Genomic DNA, 24414 nt, shown 5'->3' on the forward strand with positions numbered 1-24414 from the left:
TGCTAAAATTGTAAACCCAATTCAGGACAACAAAAAACCTGTAAACATATTTCAGGATTAAATCAAAACCTGTAAACTTTTTTTAGGACGATACACCAATATAATAAGGCGGATCTTCACTTTCTCCTGGAAAACTGCGAAATTATTTGTATCGATCATTTTTTAACCTTCATTAGATTTTATGACGAAGACAGGAAAAATTGTAATGCACTTTAATGCCTTTCAATTGACATTCGTTAAAGAGAGATTGATTGGGCTGAGGTAACAGTGAATAAAACCATTCAAAAAATTCAAATACACCAGCAAATCAATGGATGATCTTGAATAATAACTCCTTCATCAGTTCACCCTGTTCCGTATTTCCGCTTGCATCTACACCTTTAATTTTCATATCACATTCTCTGAGGTAGCTGATCACACGAAAAACCTTTTCCTTATTGTAAATCCTTGCTGCATTTTCAAAATCCTTCACAAAATAGGGTGAAACTCCCAGCTCCCGTGCAAGTCCCTGCGGAGACCGGTCGGTAGCATAATGAACTTTTAGGATCTTTCCAAAATAAGAATTGAGGTTTCCCAGCAATAAGAAAATGGGATTATTCTTAGGGTTTTCAGCGAAATAATTAATGATCTGGTTAACTTTAAAGGCATCCTTACGGGCTATGGCATTTTGAAGTTCAAATACATTGTACTCCTTACTGATACCAATATTATTCTGAACATCATCTGTGTTGATCTCCTGCCCTGCCTTTACGTTAAGCATCAGCTTTTCGAGCTCATTGGCAACTTTGGACAGATCATTGCCCAAATATTCTGCCATGAGAGCCGAGGCCTGCGGCTGAATCTTATATCCTTTTTCACGAACGAAACTTTCAATCCAGGCTGAAACCTTATTATCATTCAGAGAAGCTGATTCAAAAACAATTCCCTTTTTCTCTATGGCTTTATAGGTCTTTTTACGCTTATCAAACTTGCCATTCCTGAAACAAAATACCAGAATAGTGCTTTGAAGAGGGTTTTCAAAATAGCTTAATAAAGGATCACCTGATTTTTTATCATCCTCTCCATCCTTCCCCCATTTCAACTCCTGGGCTTCCTTAACCAAAACTACCTGATACTCACTCATCATCGGATAGCGCTTGGCAGCATTCAATATGCTCATGATATCTGAGTCCTTACCATAAAAAATGCTCTGATTAAAGCCTTTTTCGGCATCCGACAGCACATTCTCTTCAATAAAATCACTGATCTTATCTATATAATAAGACTCCTCGCCATGAAGCAGGTAGACCGGTTTAAATTTCCGGTTTTTAAGATCTTTAATAAGGTCGTTGATATCCATTCTGGTCTTCGAAATTACAAAATATTGCAAATCTTTAAAGGGTACATAGCGCGAATTAAAATATAATTCCGGGTATTAGGCAGAATAGAATGATTTTGTGAAATTTACAGAAATGTTTGAACCTGTCCCTTTAAATCTTACGTCCTATCCACTTCGTGTCAAAGAAGAAGGAAACGCAACCTATATTTTTGATGAGATCAGGAAAAAATTTCTGGTCCTGACCCCTGAAGAATGGGTCAGGCAGCATCTGGTGCAATTTCTGATCCATGAAAAGAAATATCCCCGTTCACTGATACAACTAGAGGGAGGCTTGAAGTTGAATAAGATGCAGAAGCGTTCAGACATTCTGATATACAATAACGCAGGAAAAAAAATCGTACTTGTTGAATGCAAAGCACCATCAGTTAAGATCAGTCAGGATACCTTCGACCAGATCGCACGATATAATTTCATCCACCGTGTTCAATGGCTTCTGGTAAGCAATGGCTTGCAGCATTATTGCTGTGAAATTGACTTTGAAAATGAAAGTTACCGATTTGTTGAAGAATTGCCGGAATATGGGGACTTTAATTATTAAAATATCAAGATTTCTTAACACTATTTAAACAAAAGCTTAGAATCCATTTTCTTCTGGCATTTTTTGGCTTCTCCAGATCGATTTACAAAACCCTGGTACTGAAGCTACATATCTGGATTTTTCGAATTATTAGGGTAAATATATACCTCAGTAAACAACTTTGCTGAATCGAAGGCCATCACACCCCAATATTATCCAAACCTTAACCCTTAACCTTATATTTTCATTTTTTTAATTTAATGATAACAGGATTAAACCTGATACATAACATGCGGATTATACTATTGTGAAAATTTATAACCCATCTATATAATTAAAAAAACAAAAAAAAAATGAATGTTCTTTACACATTATTCAAAACAACACTGATGGTAATTCTCTTAGTGTTCTCATTTTCGAGCCAGGTACGCGGGCAGGGAATCATTTCCGGAATAGTTACGGATGACCAGCAGATTCCGTTACCAGGTGTAACTGTTTTGGTTAAAGGTAGTACAACCGGTACAACTACCAACAATGAAGGTTATTTTAGTATTCAGGCAAATAACAGCCAGACACTTGTTTTTCGCTTCATTGGTTTTGAAACACAGGAAATCTTAATTCAATCACAAACCTCCTTACGAATTCTGTTAAAAACTGATTCCGAAGCCTTAAATGAGGTAATCGTTGTTGGCTATGGCACTCAAAAGAAAGCAAATTTAACAGGAGCTGTTGATCAGATTGGCAGCAAGTATTTTGAAAACCGCCCATTAACTAATATAACCCGGGGTCTGCAAGGCGTAATTCCGAATCTCAATATAAAAATGACAGACGGAAAACCTACCCGAGGTGCCACTTATAACATACGTGGAATAACTTCTATAGGATCAGGAGGAAGCGCCCTTGTATTGGTTGACGGAGTGCCCGGAGATCCGAACACATTAAATCCCAATGATATTGAGAGTATTTCGGTACTTAAAGATGCATCATCAGCTGCCATCTATGGAGCGAGAGGAGCATTTGGAGTAGTCCTGATTACAACAAAAAGTCCGAATAAAGATAAAATACAGGTTAACTACAGTACAAACTATTCTCTCAATCAGAGAACCACAACTCCAGATCTTATTTCTGACGGGTATACCTGGGCCAAAAACTTTGATGAGTCTTTTAACTCCTGGAATGATTATCTGTCACATCCTCAAAGTATAAACTCACAATTACCTTTTTCCCTGTCAGATCTTGACTCTCTGAAAGCACGTTCTGAAAATCCTTCTCTTTCCAAGATTTCCATTAACCCTGTAAATGGCAATTACCAATATTATGGCAGTACAGACTGGTTCAAGGAATTATACAAAGACAATAACGCATCTATGGAACACTCCCTGAGTATTGGTGGTGGAACTGAAAAGATCAACTTTATGGTATCAGGAAGATATTATTCGCAGGAAGGGATTTTCAGATATAATTCTGATGATTTCAATAAATATAACTTCAGAGTAAAAGGAAATATAAAGATAAACGACTGGCTTAGTTTAAATACTAACTCTGATTTTTCGAATGATCAATATACCTATCCCTTAACAGCTGTTGGGGGACTTAATGCCGTTTGGCGAATGATGGCTGTAACTGCATTTCCGGTTTCTCCCATGTTAAATCCTGATGGAACTATGTCGATTGTAGGAGCATATTCAATAGGCGACTTTTATTATGGAAAAAGTAAATCAACTGCACAAGAAAGTTTTACCAGAAATACTATTGGTTTTGAAGCAAACCCTATTAAGAACAGACTGAGTATAAAAGGAGATTTCTCTTATTTAAAGACCAATAGCAGTGATGAAAGGAAATTTTTCCCTGTACCATACAGCATAAAACCCGGTGAGATGATCACTTCAGGATTAAACTATTTGTCAGAAAATGCTTCGGATAGAAATTATTATGTTTCGAATTTGTACGGAGAATACTCACTACCATTGGGTAATCATAAATTGAAATTCCTGGCAGGGGGAAACCTGGAATACGATCAGCTAAAAAACAGATACACTCAAAGAGATGGTTTACTAGTTGACGATCTCGTAGATTTTAATCTGGCAACCGGGCTTAATTACAGATTAACTGGAGGTGGTGCCGAGTGGGCAACAGCAGGTATATTCTACCGTGCAAATTATTCCTTCAAAAATAAATATTTACTTGAGCTGAATGGCCGGTATGATGGTTCTTCAAAATTCCCTGAAAGCCAGGCATTTGGATTTTTTCCTTCAGCTTCAGCAGGATGGATACTTTCTGAAGAAAAATTTCTTCAGGGTAGCAAAAATTGGCTTGACAATTTAAAAATACGCGGTTCGTATGGCTCATTAGGAAACGGAAATATTGCTCCATATAGCTTTATACAGACCATTTCACCAGCGACATCAAATGTAATCTCAAACGGAGTTTTTCCTAATTATATCCAAAAGCCGGCAGTCCTGCCCGATGGCCTTACCTGGGAAAAATCCACTACCCTGGATATAGGTGCGGATCTGTCACTTTTAAACAACAGATTTACAACAACATTTGATTGGTATCAGAGAAAAACCACTGACATGATCACATCCGGACAGCCTTTGCCCTCTGTATTTGGTTCAGCAGTACCAAGAGGAAACTTTGCTGACCTGCTAACAAAAGGATGGGAAGTTTCAGCAAGCTGGGCTGACAGGATCGGGACATCTAATCCTTTAAGTTATAGCATACGATTAACCCTTGCTGATAATGTTTCCACGATCACCAAGTTTTATAACCCCAATAATCTGCTTTCAACTTATTATGAAAATCAGCGGCTTGGAGATATCTGGGGTTTCCAGACTGAAGGTTTTTTTGAATCAGCAGAAGACATAGCAACACATGCAAATCAGAGTTATTTCGTTGTCTCAAACGCCAATAAATTGCTCCCGGGTGACATAAAATTCAGGGATGTGAATAATGACGGGAAAGTCAATAACGGCAAAAACACATTGGGTGATCCGGGAGATCAGTCTATCATTGGTAATTCATCAATCAGATTCCCATATGGTATTACAGGCGATCTGGGCTGGAAAAACTTCTCTTTATCATTCTTTTTCCAGGGTATAGGCAAAAGAGATTGGTTCCCTTCAACAGAAGCAGCATACTTCTGGGGGCAGTCAAACAGGCCTTATAGCTTTTTACCAGCCTTCAACCTGAACCGCTGGACTCCAGAAAACCCAGATCCTAATGCTTACTTCCCACGCTACAGAGGATATACAGCATTGTCAGGAACAAGAGAACTTGCCGTTAAACAGACCAGATATCTTCAGGATGCAAGTTATATACGCTTGAAGAACCTGACTGTCGGATATTCATTACCATCCCCCGTCTTAAAAAAACTAAAGATATCCTCATTCAGAGCATATGTAACGGGTCAGAACCTATGGACTTACTCCAAAATGTTTAAGGTTACCAAAAACTTCGACCCGGAAGTTATTGAAGGATCTGATCCAGAAATTAACTCAGGTGGAGGAGATGGATTTTCATATCCAATGCAAAAGAGCTTTACCCTTGGAATCAACCTTGGCATCTAACCAACATTTAATAAAATATTAAAATACAAGAACATGCGTAAAATATTTATTCCATTATTAGTAATTGCAGCATTTACTATAACGTCATGCAAAAAGTACCTCGACCTGAAACCCATTGATAAACTTACTCCGGAACAGGCTTTTGCAAATGAAAATAATCTCCAGCTTTATGTTAATTCCTTTTATGACCAGATGCTGCCTACCGGACCGGCTATCTATCAGGGAGATGTTATGTCGGATATTACTGTTCCCAATGCTGTTCCCAACTATATCGGAGGAAGATTGAGTAGTCAGGATGCAACAGGATGGACCTGGGGAGATCTGAGAAATATCAATTATTTTCTTGAAAATTACAACAATCCTGCTATTCCCTTAAAAGCAAGAAACCATTATGCAGGTATTGCCAGATTTTTCAGAGCCTATTTCTATTATCAAAAAGTTAAGCAATTTGGTGATGTGCCATGGTATGGAAAAACACTGAATGTAGATGACAAAGATTTGTATAAGGGTCGTGATTCCCGAAGCGTAGTTATGGACTCGGTCTTGGCTGATATTGATTTTGCAAGCAATAACATATACAGTACTAAAGACAATTCAAGCACCCGGATCAGTAAATGGGTAGCGCTTGCATTAAAATCAAGAATTTGTCTTTTTGAAGGAACATTTAGAAAGTATCATCCTGAGGCTGCATTAACATCAACAGCTGACAAATGGCTACAGGAAGCTGCAAATGCATCGGACTTGCTGATCAAAAGCGGGCAATACAGGTTACAGAATACTGGTAATCCTAATACAGATTACCGATCACTGTTTATAAGTGAAAATCCTGTATCTAATGAAGTCTTATTAGCCGCAGTGTACAATAACTCTTTAAAGAAATGGCACAATGCAGCATGGTGGTTCAACAGTGCAACTTTAGGGGCACGTTTAGGACTGGATAAAAAATTCATTAATACCTACCTTAATTCAGACGGGAGCCGATTTACTGATATTTCGGGCTATCAAACAATGGAATTCCAGAATGAGGTAAAAAACAGAGATAAAAGATTACAGCAAACAATCAGAATGGGGAATTATAAAAGAACCGACGGATCACCAGCCCCGCCGGACTTTACAGTTACTTATTCGGGCTATCAAATCCAAAAGTTTTCTATGGATGATAAGTATTTTGATACAAGAACTGAAAGTTACAATTCCATTCCAATTATAAGATATGCAGAGGTATTGCTTAATTATGCCGAAGCAAAAGCAGAGCTGGGAACTATTACTGTTACCGACTGGAACCTTACAATTGGAGCATTGAGAAATCGTGCCGGTATCACCAATACAGGTATGCCTGTAAGTCCTGATGTATATTTACAATCACAATTTTTTCCGGGTATAAGCAATGCAGCCTTGCTGGAGATCAGGAGAGAAAGAGGAGTTGAAATGGTATCCGAAGGTATTCGTTATGATGATTTACGCCGATGGAAAGCCGGTAAACTCCTTGAAAAAGTATATGAAGGTATTTATGTACCGGGCAAAGATCAGCTTCTTGATTTAAATGAGGATGGTAAACCTGATGTAAGCTTCGTAGATAAAGTACCTGCAAACCGGGTTAGCGGAGTTACCTATTTTGTACTTGACAATAATACATCAAAGTTATCTCAGGGAAATAAAGGGAACCTCATCTGGCTGAGCAATACGCCTAAGTCATATGCAGAGAAGCATTACTTATATCCTATACCTGCAAATGAGATCTTATTAAACCCTGCTTTAGGTCAGAATAAAGATTGGTAATTAAATAGTCAAACAAACCCTCGTCATTATGGCGGGGGTTTGTTTTTTTATTGAAAAATTCAATCTGAAATCCTGAGGCACATAATTTCAAAGATCATTTCAAATGAATCAATTCCGATTTAAAACCTCAGTTAAAATAATCTAGTCACTTCAATTATTCGCCATTTCCGACAAAAGCCAGGCACAGGTTCAGGAATTATTGAAAAGCTGGCAAGTAGATTTATAATCATTTAAACCTAAGTCTGTGTCAATATCTTTTGCTCAGAACCTTTACTTTCCGGGACAATAATTACAAAAGAAAAGTGGGATTTATACCATATATCTTCGAAATAATACTACTTAATAGCTATACGGTCATGTAATTTGTTATATTGCAGAAACCTTTAGGTAAGATTAACATAATTTCTGTTCCTGGATTGATTAACCCTCACTCGTTCTAAATTCATCGTAAAAGGTGGCCATTACTTGTGTTTAACACTTTCGATATTTATATGGCTATTTTGATCTTTTTTATTGCGCATTGGTTCCTTTCTCTGTTTTTTCAAACTTTTTTCCAGCATCGTTATGCCTCCCACAGGATGTTTACTATGAGTAAAACATGGGAACGTATAATTTACCTCCTGGCTTATATCTTTGAAGGTGCTTCCTTCTTAAATCCGCGTGCTTATGCACTGATGCATCGTGAACACCATGCCTATAGCGACACCGAAAAGGATCCGCATTCTCCCCATTTTTTTACTGATATATTTCAGTTGATGAAATCTACGATTATTACTTTCAGAGACCACCTGAATCGTACGAAAGATCCGGAGGCTCGATTTCAGGGCAACTATCCTGAATGGCCCCTTATCGACAGAATTGGATCATCCATAGCCTCCAGACTACTTTTCGGAGCAGCTTATACCTGGTTTTATATTGCCTTTGTTCCGGCAGGATCAGAGTGGATGTACCTCTTGCTTCCTATTCATTATTTGATGGGCCCCCTGCATGGTGCAATTGTCAATTGGTGTGGTCATAAATACGGATATTCAAATTTTGACAATAATGACAAATCAAAAAATACAACTCCATTCGATCTGCTGATGCTGGGAGAATTATTCCAGAATAACCACCACCGTTATCCGAATAGCGCCAATTTTGGAAAAAAATGGTTTGAAGTTGATCCTGTATACCCCATCATGAAGTTAATGCATATGGCAGGAATCATAAAACTTAAAAAAGCAATCTAATTATGCCAATTTTTAGTTGATGATTTTCTTACACTAAAAATTTTAACCTACAAAAGGAGGTGTAAACAAAGTATTCATCTGTAATTAATTTACAATTAATTAATTATCTGCTATATTTAATGACTTAATACTTTAGCAAGGCCGGTCAAAACATAAGGGCAATTATTAATACGAATGAAATACCATAAGTACATTTTTGCTCTTTTATTACTGATTTTCTGTATAAATAGTTTTGGGTCTCATAAAGCGTATGTTTCCGGGCCGAACGCAAAAAATGGAATTCTTGATCTTCGAAACTCTTCCCTAAACACAAAAATACCATTGAACGGTGAATGGTTCTTTTATTGGAATCAGCTTATTAGTCCGGGTACAGAAAATTTTAAAAAAGGAACCATCGTTGATTTTCCTTTCCTATGGACCAATTATGAAAAGAATGGCCAAAAACTTCCATCCTTTGGATATGCGACCTACAAACTGAATGTTCTCCTTCCCAAAAGTAACACGCCTGTTCGTATTGGCATTCCGGATATGTATTCTGCCTACCGGCTTTATATTAATGGTATTCAGGTAGCTTTCAACGGGAATGTAAGTACCACTAAGGAGAATTTTGAACCTTATTGGCAATATCAAACAGTTGATATCAATCCTGGTACAGATACCTTAAAAATGGTTCTTCAAATTTCAAATTTTGTCCATAGCCGGGGAGGAATATCTAAACCTATGTATATAGGGTTTAAGTCCGTCATTGAGCAATACAGAGTTCGGGCAATATCTATTGACTTGTTTTTAACTGGTTGCTTATTTATGGGTGGGCTCTTCTTTCTGGGCCTATACCTATTAGGCAACAAGGATAAAGCGACTCTGCTATTTTCACTTTTCTGCATTGTTTACAGTTATAGGATCATGGGAATTGAAGATTATATTCTCCATACCATTTTCCCTGGAATGGACTGGTACATAACGATTCGAATTGAGTATCTGACCTTGTTCGTAGGAGTTGGAATATTTGCTCTATATACACGTTATTTATATATAGAAGATGCCTACTTTAAGATCACCAGATTTATAAGTTCAATGTGTTTCATCTTTTCTATTTTAACCCTGGTACTGCCCCCTTTATATTTTTCGCAATTGATCAATCCCTTTTTAATTGTAATGATAGTTTGTATAATCTATACTCCATTTATCTATCTTATTGCATACAAAAATAAACGGCCCGGGTCCTTTTATGCATTGTTAAGTGCAGTCATGCTGATGGCTATATTTACAATTGCCTTATTAAATTACTGGCACCTGACGGGCCCTTTAGATACAATCATTTTCATACTGTACATATGCTTTTTCTTTCTGCAATCACTTATTCTTTCGCACCGGGTATCTTTCACCTTAAAAAAAGCAAGGCAGGAAGCAGAACTTGGTTTAATAGCAAAAAGTGAATTTTTAAGCACGATGAGCCATGAGATCAGGACTCCATTAAATTCAGTGATTGGTATGAGCCATTTATTACTGAAAAAGAGTCCACGTCCAGACCAGATAGAAAAACTCGATGTGATGCTATTTTCGGCAAATAATCTGTTAGCTATTGTCAATGACATATTGGATTACAATAAAATAGAAGCAGGCAAAGTAAGCTTTGAACACATTGAAATGGATATTTTACTCATATCCAAAAATATCATGAACGGACTAAAGGGTTCGGCAGGTGATAAAGGAATTGAAATAAAGCTAAGCCTAGATAAAACCATTAAAAACAAGCTTTTAGGAGATCCTACAAGAATAACTCAGGTATTAAGTAACCTGATCCATAATGGAATAAAGTTTACAAAAGAAGGGTCTGTAGAGCTTATTCTATTTGCAAAAGAACAGACTGAAAAAACAATAACTATCGAATTTAGAGTTAAAGATACAGGAATAGGAATTTCAGCAGAAAAGCAAAAGCTGATTTTCGAACGTTTTACACAGGCAGATTCATCTACATCAAGGAACTTTGGAGGGACAGGCTTAGGGCTTGCGATCAGTAAAAAAATTCTTGAATTACAGAACTCCTCCCTTAATGTAGAAAGTATAGAAGGTCAGGGATCTGATTTTTATTTTATTCAAACTTTTGAGAAATGCCTTCAAAGTACTAAAATAGAGTCCGCTTCAATTACAATCTCCTCAGAAGAGGATCAACCTCTATCAGGGATAAAAATCTTACTGGTGGAAGATAATCCTATGAATGTAATGGTAGCACAAAAATTCCTGGAGCGATGGGGAGCTAAGACAGATATTGCAATTAATGGATTAGAGGCATTAGAAATGGTTGATCCTAAAAAGCATAGTCTTGTGCTTATTGATCTTCATATGCCTGTGATGGATGGTTATGAAGCCAGCAAAAAGATGAGGGAAATAGGTATTAAACTACCAATTATTGCTCTTACAGCTAACCTGCCAAAAGAAGTGGAAGATAAAGTCATGAAATGTGGTATTGATGATATCGTTGTTAAACCTTTCCTGCCTGATGAACTTTACAGAAAGGTATTGCATTACGTATTTAAAAAGCAGTAAAATTGATCAATTGATGGCAAAAGGCCTGAAACTGCTAAAATATTTGTGCTGAAATAGATTTATTTGCAAATACGATATATTAATCGTAATATTGCAATTAATTATGGGACTTACGAAATCTGAAATATTCTCGGCCGAGCAAAATCAATTAGCTCAATTACTGAAAGCTTTGGCTCATCCGGCACGTATTGCCATATTACAACAACTAATGAAAAGCAATACCTGCATATGCGGAGATCTGGTTGAAGAACTCGGTTTAGCACAGGCTACCATATCACAACATCTTAAAGAACTAAAAAATGCCGGTTTAATTCAGGGCACCATTGATGGAGTTAGTGTTTGTTATTGCATTAATCCTGAAACCTGGAAAATGCTGGAAAAAGAGACCAGCGGTTTCTTTGCATCCTTCAAACCTGCAATAAACTGCTGTTAAAATTTTTTGAAGAGAAATATCGCAATATTACAATCAATTATAAATCAATTTATTATGAAAACTGAAGCAGAGATCAAAGAACTGGTAAGACAAAAGTATAGTGAAATTGCTTTACAGGATAAGACAACCAATGAAAGCTCTTGTTGTGGTGCAGGTGGATGCAGCACTGAAGTTTATAACATCATGACAGATGATTATAGCAATATGGAAGGTTATAACCCTGATGCTGACCTTGGCCTGGGATGTGGTTTACCAACCCAGTTTGCTGTGATTAAAAAAGGAGATGTAGTGATTGACCTTGGTTCAGGAGCAGGCAACGATTGCTTTGTTGCCCGTGCAGAAACCGGCGAAAGCGGCAAAGTGATCGGCATTGATTTTACTGAAGCAATGATCGCAAAGGCTAGAGCAAATGCTGAAAATCTTGGCTTCAATAACGTAGAATTCCGTCAGGGAGATATTGAAAACATTCCTGTAACAGCAAATAGCGCTGACGTAGTGGTCAGTAATTGTGTATTAAACCTTGTTCCGAACAAGAACAATGTGTTCAAAGAAATTTTCCGGGTTTTAAAACCCGGAGGACACTTCAGCATTTCGGATGTTGTATTAACAGGTGAGCTTCCTGAAAAAATCAAAAATGCCGCTGAAATGTATGCAGGTTGTGTTGCAGGTGCAATTCAGAAAGAAACCTACCTTGAATTGATCCAGATCAATGGCTTTACAAATATTCAGTTACAAAAAGAGAAAGCGATCATTATACCGGATGACATACTGGTTAATTATTTAAATGCTGAAGAGATCGCTGAATTTAAGTCTGGTAAAACCGGCATTTTCAGTATCAGTGTCTATGCACAAAAGCCAGACTCTGCAGCTGTTGCTTCTACATGCACTCCTGGAGGAGGTTGTTGTTAAAACTACACAAGCCGGGCAGCTTTTGCAAAGCTGCCCGGCTTAGAAAACCTGCCTGATAATCAGTCATTTTCAAAACCATTTTCACTTAATCCACGTATCAAAGGAAAAAGATTGTTCACTATGACTTATCAGTATTATATCAATAACTATCGTTCATTAAGAACAGAGGTTCCTTATTGGAAGTTTTCAATTGTTATTACTCTTATTCTGGTTCTGAATATTATTGGCTATAATTTTGAAAATATTGCAGTCATAACCATGAATTTGACTCTGATCTTAATACTTTTTCTACTTATTTTCTCATATTTTCAGAAATATCAAAAAGTACCCTTCGTCGAAATAAACAATGAAATATTAAATTATTTCGATGCCGAAAAGAATGAAATTATAAAGGTTTGTGTAAAGGATATTACCCATATCAGCACCAAATTTTGTGAATTAAGAGTACATACTGATGAAAAGATTCATGTTCTTTACTTAAATGCAATCAGAAACGAAACAAAGCGCTGGGAGATCAAAGAAAAGATCAGAACATTAAAAAGCTGACAGAATTTTAAACTCCGCCAGCCTTAAAATTTATTTCAATTGATTTATTGTAATGACTTCAATCCTGCTTTCAGGATTGCGAGTTTAGACAAAGCATCCTCTTTTTTGCGACGCTCATTTTCAACTACATCTTCTTTTGCATTTTGAACAAATCGTTCATTAGACAGTTTAGCTTCCACCGAACGCAGAAAACCATTCAGGTAGTCAATTTCCTTTTCAAGCCTCTCCTTTTCTGAATCCACATCAATATTGTTTTCCAGAGAAATAAAGAATTCATCTTTACCTGCCATGAAAGTGTTTGCACCAGGAACGGGCTCCTTCACAAATTCAGAGGTGCTGATATTAGCCAGCTTGAATATAATAGATAAATATTCTTCATAATTAATTGAAGAATTAACTCTTATACTTAATGGTAAAGCCTCTTTCGGAGATATCTGCTTTGCATTTCTAACATTTCTGATCTCAGAAACTACTTGTTTAACGGTATCAATATCACTCAAAAGTGCCGCGTTTACCTTGCCTGCAACAGGATAAGGAGCAACAATACAGCAATCAAGCTCCTGGCGTTCAGTAAAAAGGTCATCATGCCACAATTCTTCTGTCAGAAAAGGCATAAAAGGATGAAGTAATTTCAAGATCCGCTCGAAGTATTCTATGGTAACCCGATAGGTTTCCGGGTCGATCGGCTGCTGATAAACAGGCTTGATCATTTCCAGATACCAGGCGCAGAAATCATCCCAAACCAATTTATAGATACCCATCAATGAATCTGAAAGACGGTATTGCCTGTAATTTTCCTCAATCTCAGCAAAAGCCTGATTAAATGCAGAGTCAAACCAGCTGATAGCCTGCTGATTGGTATTCGTCAGGTTTTCATCAACTTCCCAGCCTTTCACAAGTCTGAAGGCATTCCAAATTTTATTGGCAAAATTACGACCTTGTTCACAATAGCTTTCATCAAACATCAGATCATTTCCTGCAGGAGAGCATAATAGCATCCCTACCCGAACTCCATCAGCACCATATCTTTCGATCAGGTCTATTGGATCAGGTGAATTACCCAATGACTTCGACATTTTTCTGCCCTGCTTATCACGTACAATACCTGTGAGATAAACATTTTTGAATGGCGCCTTTCCTCTGAATTCATGTCCCGCCATGATCATTCTTGCCACCCAAAAGAAAAGTATCTCAGGGGCAGTAACCAGATCATTGGTTGGATAATAATAATTAATATCTTCATTATCAGGATCTTTAAATCCATCAAAAACAGAAATTGGCCAAAGCCATGAAGAGAACCAGGTGTCTACTACATCATCGTCCTGCCTGATCTCATTTGAATCAGATTCCGGAAACTGAGTCTTAAATTCATGAATCGCTTCTTCTCTGGTTCTGGCAACAACCCACTCTCCTTTTAAATTATACCATGCCGGTATGCGTTGTCCCCACCATAATTGCCTGCTAATACACCAGTCCTTGACGTTCTCCATCCAGTGCTTATAGGTATTGATGAACTTTTCAGGGATCAGCTTTACCTCTCCGTTCAACACATAGTTCAATGCAGGTTCAGACATTTCAGACATTTTGCAGAACCACTGCATAGAAAGCTTAGGCTCAATTGCGGCATCTGTCCGCTCAGAAAAACCGATCTGTGATTTATAATCCTCTACTTTCTCAAGGCTACCAGCCTCTTCAAGCATTTTACTGATCATCTTACGGGCAACAAAGCGGTCCTCTCCTACCAGTATCTGAGCATTTTCATTTAAGGTACCATCATCACTTAAAATATCGATTACCTGGAGCTTGTGTTTTACACCCAGTTCATAATCATTCAGATCATGTGCCGGAGTAACTTTTAGACAGCCGGTACCGAATTCCATATCCACGTATTCATCCTCAATAACAGGTATCTCCCTGTTTATCAATGGTATAAATACAGATTTTCCTTTCAGGTGACTAAATCTGGGGTCATTTGGATTGATACAAATTGCTGTATCGGCCATGATCGTTTCCGGACGGGTTGTGGCTATGGTCAGATAGGTTTTAGATTCAGCAGCCAGATCTTTTACTTCGTACCGGACATAATATAATTTCTGATTGACCTCTTTGCGGATAACTTCTTCATCAGAAACCGCTGTTTTACCTTTAGGATCCCAGTTGACCATCCGGATACCGCGGTATATCCAGCCTTTCTTGTATAGATGAATAAAAGTATCAATAACAGCTTCTGAAAGATCTTCTTCCATAGTGAAACGTGTTCTGTCCCAATCGCAGGATGCACCAAGTTTCTCTAACTGTTTAAGTATGATTCCTCCATATTTATCTTTCCATTCATAGGCGTAATCAAGAAATTCCTCTCTGCTAACATCCTTTTTCTCAATTCCCTTTTCCTTCAGCATGGCTACTACTTTAGCCTCTGTCGCGATAGATGCATGATCTGTACCAGGCACCCAGCAAGCATTTTTGCCTTGCATTCGAGCCCGGCGAATCAACACATCCTGTATTGTATTATTAAGCATATGACCCATATGCAATACTCCGGTAACGTTTGGTGGAGGAATCACAATGGTATAAGGTTCACGGTCGTCGGGAACTGAACGGAAGAATTTTTTATCCAGCCAGTATGAATACCATTTATCCTCTGTTTCTCTAGGATTATATGTTTTAGGAATGCTCATTTGCCAAAGGGGAATTTAAAATTGTAAAAGTACATTTTTGAGAGGTATTTTTTGAATAGACTCAAGCTGTATTTTCATAAAAACAGGTTTAAAGGATATTTTTTTGTTCCGGATCAATAACAGGGATTACCCAACGATAATTTTACTGCAAAACTGTTATAAATTGTAGATTTGATTTTTATAATGAAAAACTCTCATTATTATAAAATTCAAGGCTTTTTTCTTAATAATTTAAGATTGGGCCGCCAAATTTCATTGTTCAATAGTAGTTTCAATCAATTTCATTCTTTTCTTATTGCAATTAACTCTTATTTTTATCTTTTCTATACTAACCAATAAATATTGAACCATGAATTATACTAAAATAATTCTGTCTGCAGGCTTATGCATTGTTACGATGCATGCCAGTGCACAGCATGACTCAAAACCAGTCAAAAAGCCTGTATTCATTGATAAATCCGGGATGGATCTGACTAAAAATCCAGGGGATGATTTTTATAATTATGCCAGCGGTACCTGGATAAAGAACAACCCTGTTCCTGCAAAGGAAACGAGATGGGGTAGTTTTAACCTCTTACGCGACTTTAACATAACTGCTGTAAAAACTATTCTGGCAGAATCGGCGAGCAATAAAAAAGCAGCAGCCGGATCAGTTGAAAAACGTGTAGGCGACTTCTACATGGCTGGTATGGATAGTTTAACTATTGAAAAACTGGGATATTCTCCAATCAAACCGGATCTTGAAAAGGTTAACCAGATCTCTGATCTGAACGGAATAATTAATCACGCAGCAACAATGCGTACCTATGGTGGCGGATCTCCGTTTTTTGGTTTTTTTGTCGGACAAGACAGAAAATACGTAAAAAACATAGTCCCGCAGTTGAGCCAGGGTGGCACAACCCTTCCCGACCGCGATTATTACCTGAAGAATGATGCAAGGAGCTTAACCATTCAGGAATCCTACAAAAATTATATCACACGTTTATTCACCCTTTCAGGATCATCTCCGGCAGACGCTCAAAAGGCTGCTGAAACTATTTTCAACCTGGAAAAGGCACTTGCCTCTGCACAAATGAGCAGGGTTGAGATGCGTGATCCTTATAAAACATATAATAAATTCTCAGTTGCTGATTTTAGCAAGTCCACTTCTAACCTGAACTGGAAGAGCTTAATGCCATTAATGAAGGTAAGCGGGCAGGATACGGTTCTGGTAAACTCTCCGAAATTCTTCACTGAATTAAATGGATTGCTTAGTTCAACACCTGTCAATGATCTAAAAACCTATTTGAAATGGAATGTGCTTAAAACTTCAGCACCTTTTCTAAGCTCTGAATTTGTGAATGCAAGCTTTGCATTTAACCAGACTCTTTCCGGTCAAAAGGTTCAAACACCGCGCTGGCAGCGTATGTCTTCATTAACTGATGGCACCGTTGGTGATCTTCTTGGTCAGATCTATGTTAAAAAACATTTTAAACCTGAAGCAAAAGAAAGAATGCAGGAACTGGTTAGCAACCTGGTTAAGGCTTATGAGATCAGGATCAAGAATCTGGATTGGATGACTGATGTAACTAAACAAAAAGCATTGGATAAACTACATGCATTTACTCCGAAGATCGCTTATCCGGATAAATGGAAAGACTACAATGGCCTAGAGATCAAAAGAGAATCATTCTTTCAAAATCTTAGAAATGCTGGAGCATGGGGATATTCAGATATGGTCAATCAACTTGGGAAACCGGTGGATAAAAGCCGCTGGGGAATGACCCCACCAACTGTAAATGCGTATTACAATCCGGTTAATAATGAGATCGTTTTCCCTGCAGGAATTCTTCAGTTCCCATTCTTCGACCCAAATGCTGACGATGCAGTAAATTATGGAGGAATTGGAGCTGTCATTGGGCATGAGATATCTCATGGTTTTGATGATTCAGGAAGTCAGTATGATAAAGACGGCACATTACGTAACTGGTGGACTGATGAAGACCGTGCCCGTTTCAAAGTAAAAGCTACAGCATTACAGGAGCAATTTGACGCCTATACTGTACTGGATACCATTCATGTAAATGGAAAGCTTACTCTTGGTGAAAACATTGGTGATCTTGGCGGATTAAATGCAGCATATGAGGCATTCAAAATGACCAAACAAGGGCAAAGCACTGTAAAAATTGATGGGTTCACTCCTGATCAGCGATTTTTCCTTTCATGGGCTCAAGTTTGGAAAGGCAATATCCTGAATGAAACAGCTGCACAGTTCATCGTAACAGACACCCATTCACCAGGACCATACCGTACTATCGGTGCACCGGTAAATATGGATGCATGGTATAATGCATTTGATATTAAACCGGAAAATAAACTTTATAAAAAACCGGAAGACCGCATCAGGATCTGGTAAAATCATTTAAATAAGACCATTAAAGCCCTTTGTTTAAATCAAACAAAGGGCTTTTTTTAATAAATTTTTGAATCAGATAGTATTCTACATAAGAAACTGAAAAAAAATAAGTTTAATTTGCATACTCAGAGTATCCCCCGGAATTGTTTATGAGAATAAAGAGATTTTCTAAGTACTGTCTGTTCATTTTATGCTTTTTAAGCTTCGAACTGCAAGCACAGATCAAAAACCAGGAATATAAACTAATGCTGGACAGCCTGTACGATCACAGCGTTCCCCTTATATCTGTAGAAGATCTTATCAAGCTAGATAAAAAGGATCTTTACATTTTGGATACCCGTGAAAAGGAAGAATTCAATGTCAGCCATATAAAAAATGCCCGTAATGTTGGATATTTCTGGTTTGATATGCGCAAAATATATGATATACCTGAGAATGCCACGATCGTTTTATATTGTTCTGTTGGGATGAGAAGCGAAAAAATTGGCGAAAAACTGATAGAAGCAGGATATAAAAATGTATTTAATCTATACGGCAGTCTTTTCGAATGGGTAAACCAGGGAAATCCGGTTTACAAAAAAAATGGCGTTCAGACCTCTGAGATCCATACCTACAATGAATCCTGGAGCCATTGGGTAAGCCGTGGAACTAAAGTTTATTGATCCTTTCAAAACAAATCAAACACAGCAACCTATACAATGGATCATTTAAGCTTTGCACTGACCTCTGACGGTTCAAAAACCCTTTTCAATGAACAGGTAGGTGAGAATTATCATTCCCGTCACGGAGCATTACAGGAAAGCAAACATGTATTTTTAAACTCCGGACTTTGTTTTTACCTGGAAAAGGAAACAGAAAAAAAAGCCTCAGTACTTGAAGTTGGTTTCGGAACAGGCTTAAACTTTTTGGTTACCGCCGATCATTGCCTGAAAAATGAGATCTCTCTTAATTATACTGGAATAGAAGCCTATCCTCTGAATCAGGAAATGATCGCTGAAACTGGATATCAGGAATATGTATCTGAAGAATTATGGAATTCATTCCTTAATAATTACTCTGTTGCCCTAAATCGGAATACCGAAATAAGCTCTGCTTGTTCACTCAGAATTGCTCATAAAAAACTGCTTGACTTCAGATCAGAAGAGCTGTTTGATGTGATCTACTTCGATGCCTTTGCTGCTGTTCATCAGCCAGAGATGTGGAATCCGGAATCGCTAAATCATATCTGCAAATTCTTAAAGCCGGGTGGTGTATTTGTAACCTATGCGATCACCGGCGATCTGAAAAGAACGATGAAGAGTCTTGGTTTTTCAATTGAAAAAGCACCCGGGGCTGCCGGAAAGCGGGAAATGCTGAGAGCCGTCAAATTGTAAAAAACAAAAACCCTATTTTTACCAGAAATAAGATCCACATCATGCCGGCTCCCAATACCATACCCCCTGCAGGAAATAATCCTGCATCTGCGTTCGAACGCCTTTTAACTATTATGAATACGCTTAGGGAGCAATGCCCATGGGATAAAAAGCAGACCATGGAGACGCTTCGGCATCTCACCATTGAAGAGACCTATGAACTCTCTGATTCAATACTTGAAGGGAATATGGACGAAATTAAAAAGGAACTTGGAGATATAATGCTCCATCTTGTTTTTTATAGCCGTATTGCATCCGAAACCAATGATTTTAACATCGTGGACGTGCTGAATGGTATTTGTGAGAAGCTTATTCATCGTCATCCTCATATTTACAGTGATGTAATAGTGGAGAATGAAACAGATGTGAAACGAAACTGGGAGCAGCTAAAATTAAAAGAGGGCAACAAATCAGTTCTGGAAGGTGTACCATTATCATTACCTGCATTGATCAAGGCTTCCAGAATTCAGGAAAAAGCCCGCGGAGTAGGTTTCGATTGGGAAGAAAAATCACAGGTTTGGGAAAAGGTTGAGGAAGAATTAAGAGAGTTCAGGGACGAATTTAACACTATTGAAAACACGGCCATTGATAAAGAAAAAGCGGAGGCTGAGTTTGGGGATCTGTTGTTCTCCTTAATAAACTATGCCAGGTTCATTGACATAAACCCGGAAGATGCCCTGGAAAAGACCAATAAAAAATTCATCAAACGTTTTCAATACCTCGAAAGTAAGGCTAAAGAGTTGGGGAAAAGCCTGAAAGATATGAGTTTGACAGAAATGGACGTTTTCTGGAATGAGGCAAAAAGTATTTAAAAATTTCGTATATTAATGAGGGATAATCGTTTTCCTTTAAATTCTATAAAATGAACACTGCATACAGGCCATTATTGGCAGCAACATTTGTTTTATTCTTGTCCATGCTGTCGTGCAGCAAAGATTCAATGAATGGATCCGGCGTAGCTTATTTTGATATTATATTTGAGCTTAGCATCGGCAGGACTGTAATATTCGCTAAAGACAGTAAAGAATTAACCATAAGCATGATCAGTGTAAACGACAGTCGCTGCCCGATAAATGCAAACTGTGTCACTGCCGGAAATGCAATTGTAAAACTCAGATTATCCGATAATTCAGGATCGGAAGTATTTACAGAACTTTGTTTAGGTCAATGTGAAAATTCAGGATCAGATACAAAACAGATCACTCTGAGCAATATCAGCTATTCAATTACAATAAGAAAAGTTGAGCCCTATCCAAAAATAAATGATACACAGGAAAAAAAAGTTCTGTTTTCGGTTAGTAAGATCTAATATTACTTAAATCTTATCGCCTTCAGAGGAGAAATTCTGGTAACCAGCAGTGAAGGAATAAGAAGTACCATTAAACTGATTAGCAAGGTTCCCGCATTAAGTAAAAGGATATCCTGAATATCTAACTGAACGGGTACAAAACTCATATAATAAGAAGCCTGATCCAGCGTAAAAAAGTGGGTATAGTGCTGAAAAAGACCTAATCCTATCCCCAGAACATTTCCGCTTAACAAGCCGAGCCCGATCAGGTAAGTAGCGTTATACAAGAATATTTTACGAACATTCCAGTTGGAACTTCCTAATGCTTTCAGTATTCCGATCATATTGGTACGTTCCAGGATCATGATAAGTAAAGCAGATATCATATTGATCACTGCAACGGCCATCATCAGGATCAGGATAACCTGAGTATTCACATCCAATAAAGACAACCATTCAAAAATGGCTGGATAATACTCCTTTACAGTATATGATTTGAGCTCAACCCCAAGATCTTCATAAACCTTATTCTCGATTATATCCAGATCATTAAAATCGTTTACCCTCAACTCGTATCCTCCAACCTGTGAAGGTTCCCACTTATTGAGACTTCTGATCAGTTCCAGATCGCCGATCACAAATATTTTATCAACCTCTTCGACGCCCAGGTTATAGATGCCTGTAATTTCAAATTTTCTTTTCCGGAGTGAATTTTCAATAAAATACATCAGAAAGTCATCACCTACCTTCAGATTAAGCCTGTCGGCAGTAAATTCCGAGATCAGTATCTGTGATCGTGATTTAACAGGATCAGAAAAATCAATCACTTTACCTGCGACAAGTATCTTTTTAAAATATTCCCAGTCATAGGTTTTATCAACCCCTTTCAGCACAACTCCTTCGGCTTCATCGCCGGCATTAATAATTCCCGGCTTTGTTGCAAAAGGCTGGATAAATGAAATTCCCGGACTTATGCTTATTTTTTTAAATTCAGAATCTGAAATACTGAAAGGAGTATTTTCATAGGATGTATTCAGGTCAAGCTTAGCAATCTGAATATCACCTGAAAAACCTCTTACTTTTTCTCTGATCTCAGATTTAAACCCTTTTACTATGGCTACAGCCAAAATCATTACGGCAAGGCCAAGCATAATTCCAAGAATTGCGATTCGCACAATTAGCTTTGAAAAAGTACGTTTGGAGTTAAACGTTATACGCTTTGCAATGAAAAAAGGTAAATTCAATCCTGAAATGGTTTTTTTTGTACCTTAGCAAAGATGCATTTTTTTTAATTTCGTTTCAGAAACAATTAGCCTTAAAGATTCATTTATACCTGATTTAATCCTAACAAAACATGTCCCGTTTTACTTATTTAATTTTAGCAATATTCACTTTTATTTCCTGCAACAGCTCAGCACAGCAGATACAAACAGGAAGAAATCCAGTTCCTGACCCCAGAAATGTCAAAATTGAAAATATTGACAAAGTCCGGGGTAAACTTCGTACCGGAGCGGAACAAACTGAACTATACCTTCCTTATCTGAAAGGAAAGCGAATAGGAATGGTTGTAAATCCAACTTCTGTTATTGGCAGTACCACTGTTGTGGATAGTTTATTGTCCCTTGGTGTTAAAATCGTTAAAATATTTGGCCCTGAGCACGGATTCCGGGGAGATGCGAGCGCAGGGATTCATGTTGACGATAGCTTTGATGCAAAAACCGGCATACCTGCGATATCTCTATACGGAAAACATAACAAACCAACCAAAGAAGATCTTGCAGATATAGATCTGATGATCTATGACATTCAGGATGTTGGTGTAAGGTTCTATACCTATATAAACACACTGCAGCATGTTATGGAAGCTTGTGCAGACAATAATAAAGAATTACTTATTCTGGATAGACCAAACCCAAATGGTTTTTATGTGGACGGACCAATCCTTGATCAAAAATTGAAATCAGGTATCGGAATTAACCCAATTCCTATCACTCACGGACTTACCATTGCGGAGTATGCACAGATGCTGAATGGAGAAGGATGGCTTGCCAATAAGGTTAAGTGTAATATAAAAGTGATCAAGAATGCTAATTACACTCATACAATGCCTTATGTATTACCGGTTAAGCCATCACCTAACCTGAATACCGCACAATCTATTTTACTGTACCCATCATTATGTTTATTTGAAGGAACTATCATTAGCCAGGGACGCGGAACTTATTTTCCATTCACTATTCTGGGAAATCCTGATCTGAAAGGGAAATACAAATTTTCATTTGTACCCAAAGGGATTAAAGGAATGAGCGAAACCCCTTTGCACATGAACAAAGATTGCTATGGGATAGATCTTCGTCAGTACAATACAAATAAGATCCGTAAGGAAGGAAAAATAAACCTTAGCTGGTTAATCGAATTATACAATGCTTATCCATATAAAGATAAATTCTTTGACTTCAAGCAGAGTAATCAGATGGGTAATTTCGACAAACTTGCCGGCACCTACGATTTGAAACAACAGATCATTGCTGGTAAATCAGAGGAAGAGATCCGCCAAAGCTGGGAACCCGGACTTTCTCAGTACAAGTTAATGAGGAAGAAGTATTTACTGTATCAATAGGACCGGAGGACGGAGGACGGAGGTCGGAAGTCTGAGGTCGGAAATTCAGTCCTCATACTTCTTACCTCATACTTCAAACCTCATACCTCATACCTCAGACTTCAGACTTCAAACCTCATACTTCAAACCTCATACTTCATACCTCATACTTCATACTTCATACTTCATACCTCATACTTCAAACCTCATACCTCAATATGAAAATAGTATTCATGGGCACCCCCGATTTTGCCGTCGCTTCTTTAAATGCGCTCCTGGAAGCGGGCTTTGATATAGTTGGAGTCATTACAGCTCCTGATAAACCTGCAGGCAGGGGGCAGAAGATCAATGAATCTGCAGTTAAGCAATATGCAGTAGCAAAAGGACTAAAAATACTGCAGCCAGTAAAATTGAAAGATCCTGAATTCATTGAAGAATTACGCTCATTAAAAGCAGACCTTCAGATTGTGGTTGCTTTCAGGATGTTACCTGAAATAGTATGGAATATGCCTTCAAAGGGAACAATTAACCTTCATGGTTCTCTCCTGCCCCAATACAGGGGTGCTGCACCCATAAACTGGGCGATCATTAATGGCGAAAAAGAAAGCGGAGTAAGTACATTCTTCCTGAAACAGGAGATTGATACCGGTGATATTTTATTTACGGTAAGGGTAGAGATCGATGAACAGGATACTGCCGGTGATCTGCATGATAAATTGATGAATATCGGTGCAGATCTGCTGGTTAAAACTGTTAAAGCAATTGAATCAGGCGAGTATAAAGAAATCCCTCAGGATAAAACCGGCGAAAAGGTTCTGAAAACGGCTCCAAAAATTTTCAGGGAGGATTGTCAGATCGACTGGAATCAGCCGGTAATGAAAATATATAACCATATCAGGGGACTTAGCCCCTATCCTGCTGCATTTTGCATTTTCCAGGACAAGACACTTAAGATCTACAAAGCTGAAGCAGAACAGGCAGTACATCAATTGGAACCGGGAAGTTTTCAGACTGACCATAAAACGACCCTTAAATTTGCCTGCCCAGATGGCTTTATTTCTGTAAAGGAATTACAATTAGAAGGTAAAAAGAAAATGAAGATCGATGAATTTTTAAGAGGTGTGCGCTTATAGTT

18 protein-coding genes are annotated in these 24414 nt (G+C 37.9%); 15 read left to right on the forward strand and 3 right to left on the reverse strand.

Annotated features, from left to right (window positions below):
* Positions 1–307: 307 nt before the first annotated feature.
* Positions 308–1339 (reverse strand): DNA polymerase III subunit delta, encoded by a 1032-nt coding sequence (gene holA, locus BLR27_RS03790; protein WP_090700293.1) that lies wholly within the window; start codon positions 1337–1339, stop codon positions 308–310.
* A gap of 112 nt (positions 1340–1451) precedes the next feature.
* Between holA and BLR27_RS03795 the strand changes: the two genes are divergently transcribed.
* From BLR27_RS03795 to BLR27_RS03830, 8 genes are all read left to right on the forward strand, one after another.
* Entirely contained in the window at positions 1452–1916 is a 465-nt protein-coding gene (locus BLR27_RS03795; protein WP_090700297.1) for a type I restriction enzyme HsdR N-terminal domain-containing protein, read from the forward strand.
* Positions 1917–2284: 368 nt separating this feature from the next.
* Positions 2285–5464 carry a SusC/RagA family TonB-linked outer membrane protein gene (locus tag BLR27_RS03800; RefSeq protein ID WP_176767601.1) on the forward strand — a complete coding sequence of 1060 codons (3180 nt, stop codon included), beginning with the start codon at positions 2285–2287 and terminating at the stop codon, positions 5462–5464.
* A 33-nt stretch (positions 5465–5497) separates the two neighbouring features.
* Positions 5498–7243, forward strand: a complete 1746-nt coding sequence (locus BLR27_RS03805) for a RagB/SusD family nutrient uptake outer membrane protein (protein WP_090700305.1) — start codon at positions 5498–5500, stop codon at positions 7241–7243.
* 491 nt (positions 7244–7734) lie between these two features.
* Positions 7735–8472 (forward strand): acyl-CoA desaturase, encoded by a 738-nt coding sequence (locus BLR27_RS03810; RefSeq protein ID WP_090700310.1) that lies wholly within the window; start codon positions 7735–7737, stop codon positions 8470–8472.
* A 174-nt stretch (positions 8473–8646) separates the two neighbouring features.
* Positions 8647–11019 carry an ATP-binding protein gene (locus BLR27_RS03815; protein WP_090700314.1) on the forward strand — a complete coding sequence of 791 codons (2373 nt, stop codon included), beginning with the start codon at positions 8647–8649 and terminating at the stop codon, positions 11017–11019.
* 103 nt (positions 11020–11122) lie between these two features.
* On the forward strand, positions 11123–11452 hold the full coding sequence (locus BLR27_RS03820; RefSeq protein WP_090700317.1) for an ArsR/SmtB family transcription factor: 330 nt from the start codon (positions 11123–11125) through the stop codon (positions 11450–11452).
* 54 nt (positions 11453–11506) lie between these two features.
* Entirely contained in the window at positions 11507–12361 is an 855-nt protein-coding gene (locus BLR27_RS03825) for an arsenite methyltransferase (protein WP_090700321.1), read from the forward strand.
* Positions 12362–12481: 120 nt separating this feature from the next.
* Positions 12482–12907, forward strand: coding sequence for a hypothetical protein (locus BLR27_RS03830; RefSeq protein WP_090700325.1), 426 nt, complete (start codon positions 12482–12484; stop codon positions 12905–12907).
* A gap of 44 nt (positions 12908–12951) precedes the next feature.
* Here the strand turns inward: BLR27_RS03830 and BLR27_RS03835 are convergent, their stop codons facing one another.
* A complete protein-coding gene (locus BLR27_RS03835; RefSeq protein WP_090700329.1) occupies positions 12952–15585 on the reverse strand; it encodes a valine--tRNA ligase in 2634 nt (877 codons plus the stop codon).
* A gap of 349 nt (positions 15586–15934) precedes the next feature.
* Here BLR27_RS03835 and BLR27_RS03840 point away from each other — a divergent pair, with 349 nt between their 5' ends.
* The 5 genes from BLR27_RS03840 (at position 15935) to BLR27_RS03860 (ending at position 20701) form a co-directional block, all read left to right on the forward strand.
* The gene (locus tag BLR27_RS03840) at positions 15935–17980 is read left to right on the forward strand and encodes a M13 family metallopeptidase (RefSeq protein WP_090700332.1); all 2046 of its coding nucleotides are present in this window, start codon (positions 15935–15937) and stop codon (positions 17978–17980) included.
* Between the two features lie 149 nt (positions 17981–18129).
* Positions 18130–18642: a rhodanese-like domain-containing protein gene (locus BLR27_RS03845; RefSeq protein WP_090700338.1), complete on the forward strand. Its 513-nt coding sequence runs from the start codon at positions 18130–18132 to the stop codon at positions 18640–18642.
* 36 nt (positions 18643–18678) lie between these two features.
* Positions 18679–19353 (forward strand): tRNA (5-methylaminomethyl-2-thiouridine)(34)-methyltransferase MnmD, encoded by a 675-nt coding sequence (gene mnmD, locus BLR27_RS03850; protein ID WP_090700342.1) that lies wholly within the window; start codon positions 18679–18681, stop codon positions 19351–19353.
* Positions 19354–19394: 41 nt separating this feature from the next.
* Positions 19395–20204, forward strand: a complete 810-nt coding sequence (gene mazG / locus BLR27_RS03855; RefSeq protein ID WP_090700347.1) for a nucleoside triphosphate pyrophosphohydrolase — start codon at positions 19395–19397, stop codon at positions 20202–20204.
* A gap of 50 nt (positions 20205–20254) precedes the next feature.
* Complete coding sequence (locus BLR27_RS03860; RefSeq protein WP_090700350.1) at positions 20255–20701, forward strand: hypothetical protein; 447 nt, start codon at positions 20255–20257, stop codon at positions 20699–20701.
* A 2-nt stretch (positions 20702–20703) separates the two neighbouring features.
* Here BLR27_RS03860 and BLR27_RS03865 read toward each other — a convergent pair whose 3' ends face one another.
* Entirely contained in the window at positions 20704–21924 is a 1221-nt protein-coding gene (locus BLR27_RS03865) for an ABC transporter permease (RefSeq protein ID WP_090700353.1), read from the reverse strand.
* A gap of 110 nt (positions 21925–22034) precedes the next feature.
* Here BLR27_RS03865 and BLR27_RS03870 point away from each other — a divergent pair, with 110 nt between their 5' ends.
* Both BLR27_RS03870 and fmt read left to right on the forward strand, forming a co-directional pair.
* The gene (locus BLR27_RS03870; RefSeq protein ID WP_090700358.1) at positions 22035–23300 is read left to right on the forward strand and encodes an exo-beta-N-acetylmuramidase NamZ family protein; all 1266 of its coding nucleotides are present in this window, start codon (positions 22035–22037) and stop codon (positions 23298–23300) included.
* 197 nt (positions 23301–23497) lie between these two features.
* Entirely contained in the window at positions 23498–24412 is a 915-nt protein-coding gene (gene fmt, locus BLR27_RS03875; RefSeq protein WP_090700362.1) for a methionyl-tRNA formyltransferase, read from the forward strand.
* The last annotated feature ends 2 nt before the right edge of the window (positions 24413–24414 follow it).

Source organism: Daejeonella rubra, from assembly GCF_900103545.1.
In the GTDB taxonomy this organism is placed as follows: domain Bacteria; phylum Bacteroidota; class Bacteroidia; order Sphingobacteriales; family Sphingobacteriaceae; genus Daejeonella; species Daejeonella rubra.